We start from the raw sequence: 19,415 nt of genomic DNA on the forward strand, positions 1-19,415 counted from the left end.
AGAAAGGAGCCTTATCATGAACAATACAATGTTGCTAGTAAACGATTTGTCAATTTATATGAACAAACTCCTTTCTAAGATACGAGCTTAGTTTCTTTTTGCGGACTTGAGGGGCCCGGGAGAGTTTGTTCTTTCCTGGGTTTTTTGTGTGCTTTTTTTGGAGATTGGAAAGAGAGAAGAATAGAAAAAGATGTTTGCTTTAATTTTTAACTATGTCCGCAGGCATAAGTGGCTCTACTTGTTGGTTGCGGTGACCTTGATTATTTACGATGCGACCCTCTTGGTGCCAACCCAGATTATTCAGCGGATGGTGGACACTTTAGCCAGTCAGGGCTTGACCCAAGGGCGGTTGGTGCAGGATATGACCATGCTCTTTTTGGTCAGCCTGCTCAACTATGGGATGGCCTTTATCTGGCACCTCAAGCTTTTTCAGGCTTCGATTAACTTTAAGTTTGAGATGCAGCAGCGGGCCTTCCGTAAGATGGTGGTCATGCGGACGCCTTTTTATGAAAAATTCCGTTCGGGCGACATCATGACCCGCTTTTCAACGGATGCGGATGGGCTGATGGACATGGTGGGGTATGGGCTGATGATTGTCGTCTATTCAGGAGGCATGCTGGCCTTTATCATTCCGACCATGTTTCTGATGGACTGGAAGATTTCCTTCTGGGCTATTCTGCCCATGCTGGCTATGGCGGGCTGTATTGTTGTTTTTGGACGCATGCAGGACGAGGCCATTGAAAAAAACCGTGAAGCGGTTGCCAACCTCAATACCGAGGTCTTGGAAGTGGTAGAAGGGATTCGGGTTACTCGGGCGTACAGCAAGAAGGCGACCTTGGAGGCGCGTTTTCAGAAACGAACCAGCGAGCTGGCTAAGGGCGGGAACCGTATTACCTCCCTCCAATCGGTCTATGCTCCCTTGGCTTCTGTCTTTCTGGGGCTGTCCAATGCAGCTGTGCTCCTCTTGGGAGCCCATGCCCTCCAGAAGGGCGACATCAGTCTGGGGCAGGTTATTGCCCTCCAACTGTATGTTAGCTCACTCCTTGAGCCTTTCTGGATGCTGGCTGACTTCATCCTGGTCTATCAGACGGGTAAGACTTCCTTTGAGAAGTTGCAGGAGCTGATTGATACAGGCGATGATTTGGAGGCGGATGGTTCTGGGGAAATAGCAGAGCTGGCAAGTATTTCCTTCAAGGATTACAGCTTTAGCTATCCACAGGCCGAACGGCAGAGCCTTACAGGCATCAACTGGACACTGAAGGCTGGACAAACGGTAGGAATTGTTGGAAAAACAGGGGCAGGGAAAACCACCCTCGTCCGCCAATTGCTCCGTCAGTATCCAGTCGGTCAGGGGCAATTTCGTATCAATGGTCAGCCAATTTTAGAGGTGAAACGTTCTTCGATTGAGGGCAAGATTGGCTACGTTCCTCAAGAACATATCCTCTTTTCTAAGTCTGTTGGCGAAAATATTGCTCTGGGGAAAGTTGATAGCAGTCCTGAGGAGATTGAACAAGCCATTGCAACAGCAGCCTTTACTCAAGACTTGGAGCGGATGAGTGATGGCCTTGATACCATGATTGGGGAGCGGGGCGTATCCATTTCTGGCGGCCAGAAGCAACGGATTTCTATTGCCCGGGCCTTCTTGCGCAATCCAGACTTGCTCATCTTGGACGACTCCTTGTCGGCAGTGGACGCTCGCACCGAACGCCAGATTATCCAAAACATTCAAAAAGAACGTACTGGTAAGACCAATGTCATCGTGACCCACCGTCTGTCGGCTGTCAATCATGCGGACTGGGTGCTGGTCTTGGATGAGGGGCGGATCGTCGAAGAAGGAACGCCTGCTGACTTACTAGCCCAAGAGGGTTGGTATTATGAGCAATACCAACGCCAGCAAAGTCAGGAAGGAGGGGAATAATGAGAGTTTTAGGCTTATTGTTGAAAGAAATCAAGCATGTGAAGTGGCTTTTTCTAGGCTCCGTGACGGTCTATTTGCTGGCTTCTGGTCTGATACGGTTTGCGCCTTTAATTTTGCAGCGCCTTATTGATGGCCCTTTGACAGCAATTAGCAAGGGAGCCTTGTTTGAGCAGGCTGTCTTTTTGCAGGAATTGGGCTACTATTTGCTCATGGTAGGTGTTGGGGCGATTGGTTTTTATGTTTCGATGCGTTTACTGATGTACTGTGCCAATGGGATAGCGGAAAACTTGCGCAATCGTACCTATGATGTGATGCAGCGTTTGCCGATTTCCTACTTTGATGACAAACCTGCTGGAAAGATTGCGACACGGATTGTCAATGATACAGAAACCCTGCGCAATCAATTTTATGGAACTCTGGTTTATGCGTTTAACAATACTGTTCGGCTGGCCTATACGTTTGGGATCCTCTTCTATATGAATACCAGTTTGGGGCTGGTTATCTTGCTCTTGATTCCTCTGTGTATCGGTGTTCAGTATGCCTATAAGAAGATGACGGACAAGCCTATGAAGGACTATTACGATGCCAGAAGTGATGTCAATACGCAGGTCAATGAAACCATGAACGGTGCTAGTCTGATCCAACTTTTTGGACAGGAGGAGCGTGTCTTGGCTGACTTTGAAGCAACTGCGGACAAGATGCGGCAGGCAGACAATAAGATTGTCTGGGCCCAGTCTATCGCGACGTGGAATCTGACAGGCTTCTTGCAAAATTTGGTTATCACAGGGATTTTGACCATTGTGGGCTACCAGTTTCTCAAGGGGCAGTCAGAGTTGACATCGGGTCGTCTCTTTGTCTATATCAGCTACATCGAAGGGGTCTTTATTGCCATCGGGGCTCTGATTCAGCAGTTCCCTAATCTCCTGCGTTCTTTGGAAACCGGCAAGCGCGTGATTGAGCTCTTGGAGGAAGAAACGGAAACGGACTCTCCTGAGGACTTGCAGGTGACAGATGGTCAGGTCATCTTTGACCGCGTCAGCTTTGCTTACGAAGAAGGAAAAACCATTCTCAAGGACATCTCCATTCAGGCAGACAAGGGGGAAACAGTCGCTCTGGTCGGCCACACGGGTTCAGGCAAGTCGTCCATCATGAACTTGCTCTACCGCTTTTACGATCCGCAAAAAGGGCGGGTCTTAATCGATGGGAAAAACATCCGTGACTACTCTCGTGAAAGCCTGCGCAGTCACATGGGAATTGTCCTACAAGATCCCTATCTCTTCACCGGCACCATCGCTAGTAATGTCGCTATGAATGACCAAGAGATGGACCGTGAACTGGTCTTGGCTTCGCTTGAAAAGGTTGGGGCAGGCCCTATGCTGGCACGGTTGGAGCAGGGGATTGATGAGCCGGTTGTTGAAAAAGGTGCGGCCTTCTCCAGTGGAGAACGCCAGCTGATTGCCTTTGCCCGCACCCTTTATTCCAATCCCAAAATTCTGATACTAGATGAAGCGACCTCGCATATCGATACAGAAACTGAGGAAATCATCCAGCACGCCATGGAAGTGGTCAAAGAGGGGCGGACAACCTTTATCATCGCCCATCGCCTATCCACCATTCAGACGGCGGATCAGATTTTGGTCTTGGATCAGGGCCGCATTATCGAGCGTGGCAGACACGAGGACTTGATTGAACAAGGCGGCGTCTATGCCCATATGCACCAGATTCAGCAGAAGATATAATGAAGAAAGCAGCCATAGACTGGTTGCTTTTGTGTTATAATACATACTATGAAAGCTTTAATTCTTGATGTAGATGATACCCTTTATGATCAGATTCAGCCCTTTCGACAGGCTGTGAATGCGCATTTGGACTTTGATAATGTCTGGATGGATGACCTCTATTTGGCCTTTCGGAAGCGAGCGGATGAGGTTTTTGAGGCGGCAACCAGTGGGGTCATGTCGCTTGCGGACAGCCACCTTTACCGGATGAAAATGGCCCTGCTTGACTTGGGCTATGAGGTTAGCGATGAAACGGCCATGGCTATTCAGCAGACCTATCAGACCAACCAAGGTCGCCTGACCCTCAGTCCAGAATTTGAAGCGATTTTTGACTGGTGTCAAGAAGAAGGGATTGAACTGGGAGTTATCACCAACGGCCCTCATCTTCATCAGCTCCGCAAGATTCAGTCCATGAACCTTACGCGCTGGATTGATGAGAAAAATATCCTGATTTCGGGGCAGGTCGGTGTCAGCAAGCCTTGCGTCAGGATTTTTCGATTGATGGAAGAAAGGCTGAGCAGGAGTGGGGATGCCCTCTGTTATCTGGGGGATTCCTATGAAAATGATGTTATCGGTGCCAAGGAAGCCGGCTGGCAGGCAGTTTGGCTCAACCACCGCAGACGTACGGCTCCAGTCAGCCCCTACCAACCAGATAAAGTCGTTAGCGAGCGATTCAATCTTTTATCTAGTCTTCAGCAACTTCATCAGCAGTCCTAAAGGGGCTGTTTTTTTATAGGTTTCCCAGTCTGTCATTCTCCGCAGCTTGTGTGATCCATGATTCTGCCTCATATAAATCGGTCTATCCCAATAAAACTACTTCTATGCAAAAGAGGATGCATTAAAAGTATTTTCAAAAATCTCCTCTTCAACATTTTTTTAGAAACTAAAACCTAAATGCTTTTAACCTATTGAAAAATCAACTTAATAGATTATAATAATAAATGTAAGCGCTGTCTTTGATAAAATTTTCCGTGAAAGGAGTGAAAGGATGGCAAAGATAAGCAAAGAAGAATTGAAGCAGCAGATAAAAAACGGGATTATCGTTTCTTGTCAGGCCCTTCCGGGGGAGCCGCTTTACAGTGAGAAAGGCGGAGTGATGCCGCTCTTGGTCAAGGCAGCTGAGGAGGCGGGGGCCGTCGGTATCCGAGCCAACAGTGTTCGAGATATTCAGGAAATCCAGTCTGTTACCGACCTACCAATTATCGGTATCATCAAGCGGGATTATCCTCCGCAAGAGCCCTTCATCACCGCAACCATGCGAGAAGTGGATGAATTGGCTGCTCTTGATATTGAAGTGATTGCCTTGGATTGTACCAAGAGGGAGCGGTTTGATGGCCTTGACATTAAGGACTTCATCGCCCAAATCATCGCCAAGTACCCAGCCCAGCTCTTTATGGCGGATATTTCGACCTATGAAGAAGGGATGGCAGCCTATGAAGCGGGGATTGATTTCATCGGAACAACCCTCTCAGGCTACACCTCTTATAGCCGTCAGGAGCCAGGGCCAGATGTAGAATTGATAAGACAGCTGGTACAGTCAGGTGTCGATGTTATCGCTGAAGGAAAGATTCATTATCCAGCTGAAGCCAAGCTAATCAACGACTTGGGGGTTGCTGGTATCGTAGTCGGAGGGGCTATTACCCGTCCAAAAGAAATTGCAGAGCGCTTTATCCGTGCCTTGGACTAGGCCTCACTCATCAATCTGTCAAAACCTCCCTTCGGGGAACAATTATCATCTAAAATAAAAGGAGAAGAATGATGAAAAAAATCATGCATTCGTTGTTGGCTGGTGTGGCAGTCTTGTCACTCGCAGCATGTAGCAGTGGCGGCAGTTCCACGACTGAATCGTCCGAGACCAGCTCTTCTGGGAAAACAGAAATCACTTGGTGGGCCTTCCCAGTCTTCACACAGGAAAAGACTGAAGATGGTGTAGGCACTTACGAGAAGAAAATCATCGAAGCCTTTGAAAAGGCAAACCCGGACATCACAGTTAAGCTAGAAACCATCGACTTTACTTCTGGGCCAGAAAAGATTACGACAGCAATCGAAGCAGGAACAGCACCAGATGTACTCTTTGATGCACCGGGTCGGATTATTACCTACGGAAAAAATGGCAAATTGGCTGACCTTAATGACCTCTTCACAGATGAGTTTGTCAAGGATGTCAACAATGACAACATCATCCAAGCTTCCAAGGCAGGAGATACAGCCTACATGTACCCAATCAGCTCTGCCCCATTCTACATGGCTTTGAACAAGGCTATGCTGGAAGACGCAGGGGTACTTGACCTTGTAAAAGATGGCTGGACAACAGATGACTTTGAAAAAGTAATCAAGGCCTTGAAAGACAAGGGCTACAACCCAGGTTCTCTCTTCTCCAATGGTCAAGGTGGTGACCAAGGTACTCGTGCCTTCTTGGCAAACCTATATAGCGGAAGCATTACAGACGAAGCTGTCACCAAGTATACTACTGACTCTGAGCAGATGGTAAAAGCTTTGGCAAAAGCAGCAAGCTGGATCAAAGATGGCTACATGATGAACGGTTCGCAATACGCAGGTGGCGATGACATTCAAAACTTCGCAAACGGTCAAACCTCTTACACCATCCTTTGGGCACCATCTCAAAATGGTATCCAAGCACAACTTCTCGAAGCGTCTGGTGTAGAAGTGGTGGAAGTACCATTCCCATCTGAAGATGGAAAAGCTGCGCTTGAGTACCTTGTGAACGGCTTTGCAGTCTTTAACAATGGCGATGAAGCAAGAGTAGCGGCTGCTAAAAAATTTGTCCAATTCATCGCAGATGACAAGGAGTGGGGACCTAAGAACGTTGTTCGTACAGGTGCATTCCCAGTTCGTACCTCCTTTGGTTCATTGTATGACACTGACCGTATGGCCATGATTGAAGAATGGACTCAATACTACTCACCATACTACAACACAATTGATGGCTTCGCTGAGATGAGAACATTGTGGTTCCCAATGCTTCAAGCTGTATCAAATGGCGAAAAAGAAGCTGAACCAGCCCTCAAAGAATTCACTGAGCAAGCAAACGCGACCATTAAATAATCAAAATTAAACGCATGCTCCTTTTCCCAGTCGAATAGAGTAGATGAAAGAAAGGGAGCTTTTATACTCTGTGAACATCAAAGGTTGGTCTTTGCAAACTCCAGTTTTTGTTTTCAAGCCAGATGTGATGTTCATTGAGTAATCCTCTCAGATGGCCGAGGATGGTTTTGGTCAATGAAATCAGAACCACTCCTTGCAGCCATGGAGAGTAGGATGAGAAATTCCTGCAGGAATAGAGGTGTTAACTGTGCAGATAAATAAAATAAGAATGAGAGAGACCATTGTATCCTATACATTTCTAGCTCCAATTCTGGTTTTCTTTACCGTTTTTGTATTGGCCCCAATGGTGATGGGATTTGTTACGAGCTTTTTTAACTACACGATGACAGATTTCACCTTTGTTGGCCTTGATAATTATGTGCGGATGTTCAAGGATCCGATCTTTATCAAATCCTTGATTAACACACTGATTATTGTAGTAGGATCCGTTCCGGTCGTTGTATTGTTCTCTGTGTTTGTGGCATCGCAAACCTACGAAAAAAATGTCATTGCACGTTCCTTCTATCGGGCGGTCTTTTTCCTACCAGTGGTAACCGGTTCGGTTGCGGTAACGGTGGTTTGGAAGTGGATTTACGATCCTCTATCCGGTATCCTCAATTTTGTCTTGAAATCAGGTGGTGTTATCGAGCAGAACATCAGCTGGCTTGGGGACAAACAGTGGGCCCTTCTGGCCATTATCATCATCTTGCTGACGACTTCGGTCGGTCAGCCCATCATTCTCTACATCGCAGCCCTTGGAAATATTGATAATTCCTTGGTAGAAGCTGCGCGGGTGGATGGTGCCAACGAATATCAGGTTTTCTGGCAGATTAAATGGCCGAGCCTTTTGCCGACAACTCTTTATATCGCGGTCATCACCACCATCAACTCCTTCCAGTGTTTTGCGCTGATTCAGCTCTTAACTTCTGGAGGCCCAAACTACTCAACCTCAACCCTCATGTACTACCTATACGAAAAAGCCTTCAAGTTGTCAGAATATGGTTATGCCAATACCATGGGTGTCTTTCTGGCAGTGATGATTGCGCTTATCTCTTTTGCCCAATTTAAGATTTTGGGCAACGATGTAGAATACTAGAAAGGAGTCGGTATGAAAAAGAAAAAAATTACACCCTTTAGTATCTTTACAACCCTTATCTTGCTCCTTTTGACCATTCTATTCATCTTTCCATTTTATTGGATTATGACGGGTGCCTTCAAGTCACAACCCCACACCATTGTCATTCCGCCTCAGTGGTGGCCAACCCAGCCAACTCTGGAAAACTTTACCAAGCTAACTGTGCAAAACCCAGCCTTGCAATGGCTGTGGAATTCCGTCTTCATTTCCTTGACGACCATGGTCTTGGTATGTTTGACCTCCTCCTTGGCCGGCTATGTATTGGCTAAAAAACGTTTCTACGGCCAAAAGATACTCTTCTCCATCTTTATCGCTGCCATGGCCCTGCCCAAGCAGGTTGTTCTAGTTCCTCTGGTACGGATTGTCAATTTTATGGGGATTCATGATACGCTTGCTGCGGTTATCCTGCCCTTGGTCGGATGGCCCTTCGGTGTCTTCTTGATGAAGCAGTTTTCGGAGAATATTCCGACAGAGCTTTTGGAGTCTGCCAAGATTGACGGTTGCGGAGAGATTTCCACTTTCTGGAATGTCGCCTTTCCGATTGTCAAACCAGGATTTGCAGCCTTGGCGATTTTTACCTTTATCAATTCTTGGAATGATTACTTTATGCAGCTGGTCATGCTGACCTCTCGTCAAAACTTGACCATTTCTCTTGGGGTTGCGACCATGCAGGCAGAAATGGCTACTAACTATGGCCTAATCATGGCAGGAGCAGCTCTTGCAGCAGTTCCGATTGTTACAGTCTTTCTTGTCTTCCAAAAATCCTTTACCCAAGGGATTACCATGGGAGCTGTCAAAGGTTAGTTACACTACGAAGGAAAGGGCAGGCGATGCGCCTTGCTCTTCTTTCAGCTTTTGGAGGACGTATGATTTACGATAGTATAGAAAATGTGGGCAACTACCGGTCGCTTCACCCGAATCTGGCACTTGCTCTGGATTATTTGGCTCGAAAAGATTTGGCCAAGCTAGACCCTGGCCAGTATGAAGTGGAGGAGGGTAAGGTCTTCTTCTTTATTCAGGACAATCTCTTGAGTCAGGAGAGGCCGGAGCGCTTTGAATACCATCAGCTTTACGCAGATATTCATCTGGTTTTAGAGGGAGTCGAAAGGTGCCTATACGGCTGGGATAAGGATCAAGCAACCTATGATGCAGACACAGACCTTGGTTTTGTCACTTGTGAAAAAGAGATAGCTCTTCCACTTGAAAAGGGGATGGCAGCTCTCTTTTTTCCTGGCGAAGCCCATCAACCCAACCAGTTTGGGGGAGGGGATGTCAGGGTCAAAAAATGCGTCATGAAGGTTCGCATGGCTGAGGGATAAGCGGTGCTTGAAAGCCGCCTATCCCTATGATAAAATGGAAAAAAAGACAGGACGAACAAGATGCAAAAGAAAACAAGTCAGTTGATACAATCCATTTTTGATGTGAACAATCCAATGCTTCGTTTAGCAGAACGGGGATTTGATCTCTGTTTACTCAATCTGCTATTCATCGTGACGAGTATACCCTTAGTGACTCTTGGCATTGCCAAGCTGAGCCTGATAGCCTGTTTGAGAGAGCTCAATCAGTCGCAGAAAATAAAGGTCGTCTCCCTGTACTTTAGGGAGTTTAGGAAGAACTGGCGAGAAGGTCTAGGTTTAGGATTGCTGGAACTTGGGATAACAGGCTTTTGTCTTTTTGATCTCTACTTGATTCAGGGGCAAACAGATCCCATCTTTCAACTCTTACGAGTGGTCTGTTATGGGATTCTCATTCTCAGTCAGCTCATTTGGGTTTATCTTTATCCATTAGCTGCCCGCTATGCCATGCCTTTGGGGCAGTTGTTGAAACAGTCCTTACTCTTGGCAGGTGTCCATCTGCCAGTGACCTTACTGGTGCTGTTGGCAATGGGGGGCTTAGTCGTTTTGCTGTCCCTATCTGGGTTGAGTCTGCTTCTCACCCTATCAGCTTTCATCTTATTTGGCTATGCCAGCTTAACCTATCTCTTTTTGAGAGTCTTGGACAAGATTCTCATCAGGTATGAAAAACAGAATGATACAAAGGAACTATTATGAAACAATTAGACAAATACAAGGGAGTTATCCCAGCCTTTTATGCTTGCTATGATGAGGCAGGTGATATTAGTCCAGAGCGTGTGCGTGCCTTGACTCAGTACTTTATTGACAAGGGCGTTAAGGGCCTTTATGTCAACGGCTCATCAGGTGAGTGTATTTACCAAAGCGTTGCAGATCGAAAATTGGTCTTGGAAGAGGTAATGGCTGTTGCTAAAGGCAAGTTGACCATCATTAACCATGTAGCCTGCAACAATCTGCGTGACAGTGTAGAATTAGCACGACATTCTGAAGCGTTGGGTGTAGATGCGATTGCGGCGATTCCGCCTATCTATTTCCGCCTGCCGGAACACTCGATTGCTGCCTACTGGAACAGTATCAGTCAGGCGGCGCCACATACCGATTTTGTCATTTACAACATCCCGCAACTGGCAGGAGTTGCTTTAACAGCCAATCTCTACAAGGAAATGCTTAAAAATCCTCGGGTCATCGGGGTGAAAAATTCCTCTATGCCTGTTCAGGATATTCAGACCTTTGCAGGTTTGGCAGGCGACGACTACATCGTCTTTAATGGCCCTGATGAGCAATTCCTAGGAGGACGCTTGATGGGGGCAGAAGGCGGTATCGGTGGTACCTATGGCGCGATGCCGGAACTCTTCCTCCACTTGAATCGCTTGATTGCTGAAAAAGACTTGGAGCAAGCACGCAAACTCCAGTTTGCAATCAATGACATTATTGGGAAGTTAACGGCTGGTTACGGTCATATGTACGCCGTTATCAAGGAAGTTATTCGCCTCAATGACGGACTGGACATCGGTTCTGTTCGGGAACCTCTGACAGGACTAACAGAGGCTGACTTGAGCTTGGCTCGAGAAGCAGCGGCTTTAATCACACAGACCAAAAAGGACTTTATTGGCTAGGAGGACGCTATGAAACGGTATCTGGCGATTGATATTGGTGGAACGCAAATCAAGTATGGCTTGATTGATAAAGATGGGCATATCCTTCAACAGGAGAAGATGGATACAGAAGCCCACAAGGGTGGCCCGCATATTTTGGCGACGGTCAAGGATTTGGTGGCAAGCCATCTGACTCAAGGCCCACTTGCAGGTGTCTGCCTGTCCTCAGCAGGGATGGTTGATCCGGACAAGGGGGAAATTTTCTACTCTGGTCCGCAGATTCCCAACTATGCAGGAACCCGGTTTAAGGCAGAAATTGAGTCACAATTTGGCCTTCCTTGTGAAATTGAAAATGACGTCAACTGTGCTGGCCTAGCTGAAGGCACATCCGGAGCAGGTCAGGGCAGTCGCCTTAGTCTATGCCTGACAATCGGTACAGGCATTGGAGGCTGTCTGTTGGTGGATGGGCAAATTTTCCACGGCTTCAGTAATTCAGCCTGCGAGGTTGGCTATATCCATTTGGCAGATGGTGCGTTTCAAGATTTGGCCTCTACCACAGCCTTGGTTCATTATGTTGCAGAACTCCATGGGCAAGAGGCTGCTGCTTGGTCAGGTTATCGGATTTTTGAAGAAGCCAAGCGGGGAAATTCTCACTGCATTCAAGGGATTGACCGTCTGGCTGACTATCTGGGGCAGGGCATTGCCAACATTTGCTATGTAGCGAATCCAGAAGTGGTTATCTTAGGCGGAGGTATTATGGCGCAAAAAGACTATCTGGCTGAGAAAATTCAAGCTAGCCTTCGGCGCTATCTGGTTTCTAGTATTGCTGAAAAAACAAGACTTGCCTTTGCCCACCATGAAAACAATGCGGGCATGTTGGGGGCCTACTACCACTTCAGACAAAAGCAGGGATAAGGGAGGTTTGAGATGATTGACACCATGTCGCTTGAGGAAATGTGGGGCTATCGCGGCCGTCAAGAGGTACCGGCAGACTTTGATGCGTTTTGGGAAAAACAAAAGGCAGAATTGCCCTCTCACCCTACTTATGAATTAAAGGAAAAGGCGGTTGGATTAGCTCAGCTTGACTGCTATGAACTGACTTTTGCAGGAACCAACGGCTCAAGGGTCTTTGCCAAGTGCCTCTTTCCTAAGTCGGAGCAAGCTGTACCTGTTCTCTTTTACTTCCATGGCTATCAAGGGCAGAGCCCTGATTGGTCGGAAAACCTCAAATTTGTTGCGGCAGGCTATGGTGTTGTCTGTATGGATGTGCGTGGACAAGCGGGTCGGTCGAGCGACTTAGGCCAGTTTGCAGGCATGACGGTAAAAGGACAGGTCATCCGAGGTGCCGTGACAGGTAAGGAGGCTCTTTTCTATAAAGATGTTTACCTAGACGTCTATCAGCTGATTACGATCATTTCTTCTTTGGACTTTGTTGACGAAAGTCGATTGATTAGCTACGGAGCTTCTCAGGGCGGAGCCTTGGCACTGGTTGCGGCTGCCCTCCATCCTAAAATTAGCCAGACCCTTGCTATCTATCCCTTCCTTTCAGATTTTAAGCGCGTTTTAGAGCTGGGCAATACCAGCGAAGCCTATGACGAGCTTTTCCGTTATTTTAAATATTCAGATCCCTTCCATGATACAGAAGAGATTTTCTTACAAAGTCTGTCCTATATCGACGTGAAAAACCTGGCCCACCTCATCCAATGCCCAGTGGCTATGGTGGTTGCGCTAGAAGATAGTGTCTGTCCACCTTCCACACAGTTTGCTATTTACAACCGTTTGACCGGGGCTAAGGAAATCAAAATCCTTCCAGACTACGGTCATGATGCACTGAATGTCAAGGTCAATGACTATGTTTTTGATACCCTGATTGGAACTAAGTTTTTAACCAAAATATAAGGACGGTTTACAGAAAAAACGCATAAAATCAAGGATTCCTGAGAACTTGATTTTATGCGTTTTACTATTTTAAGACTTTCTGTCCAGCTTCTTGTTTTTCTACTAAACAATCGTGTGTTTGAAAATATTTTCCTTCTTCTCTTTGTCAATAGCCAAAAAGTAGGCGTATAGGATGTCAATCATGATAAGAAGGGGGATTTGAGGAGAAATCCGGTTGCCATAGTTGAGGTGACGGACAGAGGCAACTTGGATGGTATGATCATAGTCTTCGTGTTCAAAGGCTTGGGAGGTAAGCAGAACAGTAGGAACTCCCTTATGTGCGGCCTTGGAAAGACTGTCCATGACAATTTCAGTTTGGCCTGACAGTGAAAGTCCCACAACCAGACAGGACTCATCTAAAATATTCGTAGTCCACAGCAGATTGTTGTCATCCGTAACAGCATCACAGATAACCCCTAGCCGCATAAAGCGAGATTTGGTTTCCATGGCTACCAGACCTGAGCTGCCGATACCGTAAAAATAGACTCGTTTGCTTTGGTCAATCAGGCGGGCAATTTCTTCCAGCTTGTTTTCATCAACCATATTGTTGGTCATGCCGAGGATTTCGTTGTAGTCGACAAGGACGCGCTTGGTCAGACTGCGGTGGATATTTTCAAAGTTATTTTTCAGAAAGCGCTGATTGGACTGGTAGGCAAAGACAAACTCCCTGTAACCAGCAAAACCGCATTTTTTGGCAAAACGTGTCAGGGCGGATGGAGAAACATGAAGTTCTTGAACCATGGCTTCCAGAGATAGGTCGGTTGTAGAGTTATCCAAGCTGATGAAATACTGGGCAATGCTCTTTTCTAGCTTGGTCATCTGGTCGAGATTGGTTTCGATGAGATTGTTGATGTTTTGATGGCTTGACATGGATTTTCTCCCGTTCTTGATAGGTTCATTGTACCATACTTGGCAGACTTGGACTAGACTTTTGAACGGGGGAAATTCCCCTTTTTCCTTTATCTTATGGTATAATAAAGCCAAGAAAGAAGAGTGAACAAGATGTATATTGAAATGATTGATGAAACAGGCCAGGTTTCTGAGCAGATGCAGAGCCAGATTCGGGGTCTGCTTGACTTTGCGGCGCAAAAAATTGGCAAAGAAAACAAGGAAATGGCCGTAACCTTTGTGGACAATGCGCGTGTGCATGAGGTCAATCTGGAGTATCGGGGGATAGACCGACCGACAGATGTGGTCAGTTTGGAGTACAAGCCGGAAGAAACCATTGTGTTTGACGAAGAAGATGTAGAGAATCATCCTGATTTGGCAGAGTTGTTAGAGGACTTTGATGCCTATATCGGTGAACTCTTTATCTCGATTGACAAGGCAAGGGAGCAGGCGGCAGACTACGGACATAGTTACGAACGGGAAATGGGCTTTCTAGCGGTGCATGGTTTCTTGCATATCAATGGCTATGATCACTATACACCTGAAGAAGAAGCAGAAATGTTTGGCTTACAGGAAGAGATATTAACAGCTTATGGACTCACGCGACAATAATTCAAAACGAAAATGGAAAAACCAAGATCTGATTGCCAGTCTTGAGTTTGCGGTGACAGGTCTGTTTACGGCCTTTAAGGAAGAACGCAATATGAAGAAGCATGTGGTTTCTGCTATTCTGGCATTGATTGCAGGCTTGATTTTTCGTGTATCCATGACGGAGTGGCTCTTTTTGCTGCTCAGCATCAGTCTGGTTATCGCCTTTGAAATCCTCAACTCGGCTATTGAAAATGTAGTTGATTTGGCGTCAGACTACCATTTTTCCATGCTGGCCAAGAATGCCAAAGATATGGCTGCAGGCGCAGTTCTTTTCGTATCAGGCTTTGCTCTTGTAGTTGGTATGCTGATTTTTCTTCCAAAGATTTGGAACTTGATTTTTTAGAAATTTTAAGGAGAATACATGACATTTAAGTCAGGTTTTGTGGCGATTTTGGGTCGTCCAAATGTAGGGAAGTCAACCTTCCTCAATTATGTAATGGGGCAAAAGATTGCCATCATGAGCGACAAGGCTCAAACAACCCGTAACAAGATTATGGGGATTTATACAACGGATGAAGAACAGATTGTTTTCATTGACACGCCCGGTATCCACAAGCCCAAGACAGCCTTGGGTGATTTTATGGTGGAATCTGCTTACAGTACCTTGCGTGAGGTGGACACGGTTCTTTTTATGGTGCCTGCGGATGAGAAGCGGGGCAAGGGAGATGATATGATTATGGAGCGGCTCAAAGCAGCCAAGGTTCCGGTCATCCTCGTCGTTAATAAGATTGACAAGGTACATCCAGACCAGCTTCTTGAGCAAATTGAAGATTTCCGTCACCAGATGGATTTCAAGGAGATTGTACCCATCTCTGCCACTCAAGGCAATAACGTTAACCGCCTCATGGACATTCTCAAGGAAAATCTAGAGGAAGGTTTTCAGTATTTCCCAGCGGATCAAATCACTGACCACCCAGAGCGTTTTTTGGTGTCTGAAATGATTCGGGAGAAGGTACTCAAACTGACCGAGCAGGAAGTGCCTCATTCAGTAGCAGTCGTGATCGAGTCTATGAAACGCGATGAATTTACAGACAAGGTGCATATCCGTGCGACCATCATGGTGGAGCGCGATAGCCAAAAGGGCATTATCATCGGCAAACAAGGTGCCATGCTCAAGAAAATTGGTTCCATGGCTAGACGCGACATCGAGCTCATGCTGGGCGACAAAGTATTCCTCGAAACCTGGGTCAAGGTCAAGAAAAACTGGCGGGATAAAAAGCTAGATTTGGCAGACTTTGGGTATAGTAAGAAGGAATATTAAGGCTGAGAGGACAAGTTGGTTGGGGCTTTTCTGATTTCAAAGGTGATGGTTATGGCAGTTACACCTCATTTATTTCTTGATGAAAGCGGACAGCAAAATACTAAAACAATTGTCTTTTTACATGCTTCGGGTTCAAGCGGCAGGATGTGGAGGCATCATGTTGCAAGCTTAAAAAGTGATTTTCATTGCATCACGCTTGACTTACCTGGTCATGGGGAGAGTCATGAGGTAGACTGGACCACTTTTGACGATGTTGCGGAGCTTCTAGTGGAGACGATTAAGAATAGATCTCACGGGAAACCGCACCTAGTTGGTTTGTCTTTGGGTGGCAGTCTCATTTTTAAACTATTAGAGAAGCACTCCGACTTATTTGATCGGGTGATAGTGGATGGGGCAGCCCATCAGCCTATCAAGGGCTATCGTAGAGTCATTGCGGCGGTTTATTTCATGTCGCTGTTTAAGAACACCAAGCTGGCTGCTAATCTGATGACTAAAATGATGCGGGAAGATGGCGTTTCTGAACAAGATTGTCAAACCTTTGTTTCGGATTTACAAAGCGTTTCACGGAAATCCTTTCGGCGTGCCATGTCTCAGGCCAATCTGCTCCATGTTAATTTAGACTTTAGTAATCCTGTCTTTTTTGTTTCAGGGGGTAAGGAGTCAGAGACAATTCACGAGTCACATCAGCTTTTAGCACACACAAACAGTCAGAGTCAATGCGCCTATTATCCTAACAAGGGACATGCTTGGCTCTTTGGTGATGTTGAAAGTCATATCCAGTTAGTCCGGTATTTTTTGCAGGATGATCGATTTCCTGCTACCTTAAGACGATTTGACGATTGAATACAGCCCGTTACCCTTGTTGAGATTTTTATTAGAAAGGTTAGCCAGAAAGGTGTGTGAATCGAACACACCTAGGACTCTGTGAAAGGAAATAACCATTTATCTGGGTGCTGTTACACTGTCAGTAAGGTTCCTACTTTTCTTTGAGTCGCTTAATGGCTTAGTATCTTAGAATGCCCGAATTACCAGAAGTCGAAACCGTTCGGCGGGGCTTGGAAAAGCTTGTTGTCGGCAGGGACATCAAGGCTGTTCAAGTGCGTGTCCCCAAGATGATTAAGACAGATAGGGAGACATTCGCCTTAGACCTGTCTGGTCAGACCATTGAAGCTGTCCGGCGCCGAGGAAAGTATCTGATTTTTGACCTTGGCCGTCAGATCTTGATTTCTCATCTGCGCATGGAGGGGAAATACCTGCTCTTTCCAGCGCAAGTGCCTGAAAACAAGCATTTTCACGTCTTTTTTCAGCTAGATGATGCTTCAACCCTTGTTTATCAAGACGTCCGCAAGTTTGGCACTTTCGAGCTTCTGGCTAAATCAGAAGAAGACCGGTATTTTAGCGCTAAGAAAATTGGTCCTGAACCGACCAAGAAGGATTTTAGACTAGCTCCTTTTGAACGAGCCTTGAAGGCTTCTAACAAGCTGATTAAGCCTCTGCTTTTGGAGCAAAGGCTAGTGGCTGGTCTGGGCAATATTTATGTAGATGAAGTGCTTTGGACAGCCAAGGTTCATCCAGAACGCATGGCCAATACTCTTAAAAAGGCTGAAATCAAGCGGCTTCATGACGAAACCATCCGTATCCTGCAGCTGGGTATTGAAAAAGGTGGGTCCACCATTCGTACTTATAAAAACGCTTTGGGATTGGATGGCACCATGCAGCATTATTTGCAGGTTTATGGTATGGCGGGTCAGCCTTGTCCACGTTGCGGAGAGGCGATTCAGAAAATTCAAGTAGGGGGACGGGGCAGTCATTTTTGTCCTAAGTGTCAGAAAATATGACCAACATCATTGGAATCACAGGAGGCATTGCCTCTGGCAAATCAACGGTCACAGCCTTTTTGCGAGAGCAGGGTTACCCGGTTATCGATGCAGATGCGGTCGTTCATGAATTGCAGGCCAAGGGTGGTAAGCTCTATCAGATTTTGGTGGCTGAGTTTGGTGAGGGCATCTTGCTCAAAGACGGTACTTTAGACAGAGCCAAGCTGGGGCAGGCAGTTTTTGCAGATAGCGACTTGCGTGCTCGTCTGTCCAGCTTGCAGGATCAGATTATCAGAGAAGAGTTGTTGGCTAGAAGGGATGTCCTCAAGCAAGCCGAGGAAGTGGTTTTTATGGATATTCCGCTGCTCTACGAGGCGGATTATAGCGGAGAAGTCGATCAAGTCTGGCTGGTTTATGTCGATAAGGCGCAGCAGTTGGATCGGCTGATGAAGCGCAACGGGTTATCAAGCCAAGATGCGGAAAATCGGTTGGCTGCTCAGCTTTCTTTAGAGGAAAAGCGTGGGCTGGCTGATGTGGTGATTGATAATAGTGGGGCGGTTGAGGCGACCTTGGCGCAGGTGGAGCGGCTTTTGAGGGAGATGAAGGATGGAAGAAGGCAGTAGTTATTGGAAGCAGAATTTGAAGGTGGCCTGGTTAGGAAATTTTCTGACGGGAACCAGTTTTACCTTGGTCATGCCCTTTATTTCTGTTTTTGTGGAAGAGTTGGGTGTGGGGCCTGGGCAGGTGGAATACTATGCGGGGCTTGCGGTATCGGCTAATGCCTTGGCGGCGGCCTTGATGGCGCCTATTTGGGGGAGTTTGGCAGACCGTTATGGTCGCAAGCCCATGATGGTGCGAGCAGCCTTTGCCATGATTTTTACCATGGGTGGTATGGCCTTTGTACCCAATGTTTTTTGGCTGATTGTCCTGCGGATTTTGAATGGGATGTTTACAGGGTATATCCCTAATGCGACGGCCTTAATTGCGAGTCAGGTACCAAAGGACAAGACGGGTTATGCGCTGGGCACTCTATCAACAGGGGCTGTGGCTGGGAATTTGATTGGTCCGACCCTCGGTGGCATCTTGGCCGAGATGTTTGGTGTTCACAATGTCTTTCTCTTAGTCGGTCTCCTCTATCTTCTGGTGGTTCTTTTGACAGTCTTCTTCATTCGAGAGGATTTTGTTCCTGTGAAAAAAGGGGAAGAGATGACGATTTCTCAGGTTTTTGCAGGGGTTAAAGACAAGCAGATGTTGATTGGCTTGTTTATCACGTCCATGATTATCCTAACGGCCGCTCAATCTGTTGTACCTATTTTGACCCTTTATGTCCGGCATTTGGGTCAAGTGGATAATCTGCTTTTTGCAGCGGGCTTGATTATTTCCCTTCCGGGCTTGGCTTCTCTGTTTATGTCGGGGCCACTTGGGAAGTTGGGGGACAGGATTGGCAACCATCGGCTTTTGCTTCTGGCGTTGGCTTACAGCCTTTTAATCAACGTCCTCTGTGCCTTTGCGACCAGTCCTGTTCAATTAGGCTTTCTGCGGTTTATGTACGGTTTTGGTACAGGGGCCTTGCTTCCGTCGGTCAATTCTCTATTGACAAAATTGACCCCCAAGGCTGGAATTTCAAGAATTTTTTCCTATAATCAAATTTTTAACAATATGGGGTCGGTGTTTGGGCCTATGCTGGGGTCAGCAGTGGCGGCCCACTATGGCTATGACTGGGTTTTCTATGTATCGAGCGGTTTGGTCATGGTCAACCTTATTTGGTCTTTTATCAATTTTAGAAAGTATGTGAAAGTCAGGGATATTTAGTGAGAATAAAAATCAATTTGCAATGCTCGGAGTGCGGCAGTAAAAACTACCTAACCAGTAAGAATAGTAAAACCCATCCTCAGAAGATTGAGGTTCTAAAATATTGTCCAAAGGAAAGAAAAGTAACCCTTCATCTTGAAACAAAATAGAATGTATGGTATACTA

Annotated in this window: 21 protein-coding genes; 20 read left to right on the plus strand and 1 reads right to left on the minus strand. The window is 46.4% G+C overall.

What is annotated here, in order from left to right:
- Positions 1 to 190 precede the first annotated feature (190 nt).
- From INT76_RS10220 to INT76_RS10275, 12 genes are all read left to right on the plus strand, one after another.
- On the plus strand, positions 191 to 1,918 hold the full coding sequence (locus INT76_RS10220) for an ABC transporter ATP-binding protein (RefSeq protein ID WP_212570493.1): 1,728 nt from the start codon (positions 191 to 193) through the stop codon (positions 1,916 to 1,918).
- Positions 1,918 to 3,657: an ABC transporter ATP-binding protein gene (locus INT76_RS10225; protein ID WP_212570495.1), complete on the plus strand. Its 1,740-nt coding sequence runs from the start codon at positions 1,918 to 1,920 to the stop codon at positions 3,655 to 3,657. Before INT76_RS10220 ends, INT76_RS10225 begins: the two co-directional genes overlap by 1 nt.
- A 48-nt stretch (positions 3,658 to 3,705) precedes the next feature.
- Positions 3,706 to 4,413, plus strand: a complete 708-nt coding sequence (locus INT76_RS10230; protein WP_212570497.1) for an HAD family hydrolase — start codon at positions 3,706 to 3,708, stop codon at positions 4,411 to 4,413.
- A gap of 271 nt (positions 4,414 to 4,684) precedes the next feature.
- Positions 4,685 to 5,383 carry an N-acetylmannosamine-6-phosphate 2-epimerase gene (locus INT76_RS10235; RefSeq protein ID WP_212570499.1) on the plus strand — a complete coding sequence of 233 codons (699 nt, stop codon included), beginning with the start codon at positions 4,685 to 4,687 and terminating at the stop codon, positions 5,381 to 5,383.
- 71 nt (positions 5,384 to 5,454) lie between these two features.
- A complete protein-coding gene (locus tag INT76_RS10240) occupies positions 5,455 to 6,762 on the plus strand; it encodes an ABC transporter substrate-binding protein (RefSeq protein ID WP_212573069.1) in 1,308 nt (435 codons plus the stop codon).
- 247 nt (positions 6,763 to 7,009) lie between these two features.
- The gene (locus INT76_RS10245) at positions 7,010 to 7,897 is read left to right on the plus strand and encodes a carbohydrate ABC transporter permease (protein ID WP_212570501.1); all 888 of its coding nucleotides are present in this window, start codon (positions 7,010 to 7,012) and stop codon (positions 7,895 to 7,897) included.
- A gap of 12 nt (positions 7,898 to 7,909) precedes the next feature.
- The gene (locus INT76_RS10250; protein ID WP_212570503.1) at positions 7,910 to 8,740 is read left to right on the plus strand and encodes a carbohydrate ABC transporter permease; all 831 of its coding nucleotides are present in this window, start codon (positions 7,910 to 7,912) and stop codon (positions 8,738 to 8,740) included.
- A 62-nt stretch (positions 8,741 to 8,802) separates the two neighbouring features.
- A complete protein-coding gene (locus INT76_RS10255) occupies positions 8,803 to 9,255 on the plus strand; it encodes a NanQ anomerase/TabA/YiaL family protein (RefSeq protein WP_212570505.1) in 453 nt (150 codons plus the stop codon).
- A 60-nt stretch (positions 9,256 to 9,315) separates the two neighbouring features.
- Positions 9,316 to 9,987, plus strand: a complete 672-nt coding sequence (locus INT76_RS10260; RefSeq protein WP_212570507.1) for a YesL family protein — start codon at positions 9,316 to 9,318, stop codon at positions 9,985 to 9,987.
- Positions 9,984 to 10,904, plus strand: coding sequence for a dihydrodipicolinate synthase family protein (locus tag INT76_RS10265; protein WP_212570509.1), 921 nt, complete (start codon positions 9,984 to 9,986; stop codon positions 10,902 to 10,904). Before INT76_RS10260 ends, INT76_RS10265 begins: the two co-directional genes overlap by 4 nt.
- A 9-nt stretch (positions 10,905 to 10,913) precedes the next feature.
- Positions 10,914 to 11,798 carry an ROK family protein gene (locus tag INT76_RS10270; protein WP_212570511.1) on the plus strand — a complete coding sequence of 295 codons (885 nt, stop codon included), beginning with the start codon at positions 10,914 to 10,916 and terminating at the stop codon, positions 11,796 to 11,798.
- Positions 11,799 to 11,810: 12 nt separating this feature from the next.
- Positions 11,811 to 12,782, plus strand: coding sequence for an alpha/beta fold hydrolase (locus tag INT76_RS10275; protein ID WP_212570513.1), 972 nt, complete (start codon positions 11,811 to 11,813; stop codon positions 12,780 to 12,782).
- 102 nt (positions 12,783 to 12,884) lie between these two features.
- On the opposite strand, the gene INT76_RS10280 is transcribed toward INT76_RS10275, so the two are convergent.
- Entirely contained in the window at positions 12,885 to 13,691 is an 807-nt protein-coding gene (locus tag INT76_RS10280; RefSeq protein ID WP_212570515.1) for a MurR/RpiR family transcriptional regulator, read from the minus strand.
- Positions 13,692 to 13,823: 132 nt separating this feature from the next.
- Here INT76_RS10280 and ybeY point away from each other — a divergent pair, with 132 nt between their 5' ends.
- From ybeY to rpmG, 8 genes are all read left to right on the plus strand, one after another.
- Positions 13,824 to 14,321 (plus strand): rRNA maturation RNase YbeY, encoded by a 498-nt coding sequence (gene ybeY / locus INT76_RS10285; protein ID WP_212570524.1) that lies wholly within the window; start codon positions 13,824 to 13,826, stop codon positions 14,319 to 14,321.
- Positions 14,302 to 14,703 (plus strand): diacylglycerol kinase family protein, encoded by a 402-nt coding sequence (locus INT76_RS10290; protein ID WP_212570526.1) that lies wholly within the window; start codon positions 14,302 to 14,304, stop codon positions 14,701 to 14,703. The genes ybeY and INT76_RS10290 overlap by 20 nt, the downstream gene beginning before the upstream one ends.
- A gap of 18 nt (positions 14,704 to 14,721) precedes the next feature.
- Positions 14,722 to 15,621 (plus strand): GTPase Era, encoded by a 900-nt coding sequence (gene era / locus INT76_RS10295; protein WP_212570528.1) that lies wholly within the window; start codon positions 14,722 to 14,724, stop codon positions 15,619 to 15,621.
- A gap of 51 nt (positions 15,622 to 15,672) precedes the next feature.
- Positions 15,673 to 16,464: an alpha/beta fold hydrolase gene (locus INT76_RS10300; RefSeq protein WP_428843977.1), complete on the plus strand. Its 792-nt coding sequence runs from the start codon at positions 15,673 to 15,675 to the stop codon at positions 16,462 to 16,464.
- 173 nt (positions 16,465 to 16,637) lie between these two features.
- Positions 16,638 to 17,459: a DNA-formamidopyrimidine glycosylase gene (mutM, locus tag INT76_RS10305; protein WP_212570530.1), complete on the plus strand. Its 822-nt coding sequence runs from the start codon at positions 16,638 to 16,640 to the stop codon at positions 17,457 to 17,459.
- Positions 17,456 to 18,061, plus strand: a complete 606-nt coding sequence (coaE, locus tag INT76_RS10310) for a dephospho-CoA kinase (RefSeq protein WP_212570532.1) — start codon at positions 17,456 to 17,458, stop codon at positions 18,059 to 18,061. The genes mutM and coaE overlap by 4 nt, the downstream gene beginning before the upstream one ends.
- Positions 18,045 to 19,250, plus strand: coding sequence for a multidrug efflux MFS transporter (locus INT76_RS10315; protein ID WP_212570534.1), 1,206 nt, complete (start codon positions 18,045 to 18,047; stop codon positions 19,248 to 19,250). The genes coaE and INT76_RS10315 overlap by 17 nt, the downstream gene beginning before the upstream one ends.
- The gene (rpmG, locus tag INT76_RS10320; RefSeq protein ID WP_119876898.1) at positions 19,250 to 19,399 is read left to right on the plus strand and encodes a 50S ribosomal protein L33; all 150 of its coding nucleotides are present in this window, start codon (positions 19,250 to 19,252) and stop codon (positions 19,397 to 19,399) included. The genes INT76_RS10315 and rpmG overlap by 1 nt, the downstream gene beginning before the upstream one ends.
- Positions 19,400 to 19,415 lie beyond the last annotated feature (16 nt).

Origin of the sequence: Streptococcus oriscaviae, from assembly GCF_018137985.1 — a bacterium.
Taxonomy (GTDB): Bacteria; Bacillota; Bacilli; order Lactobacillales; family Streptococcaceae; genus Streptococcus; species Streptococcus oriscaviae.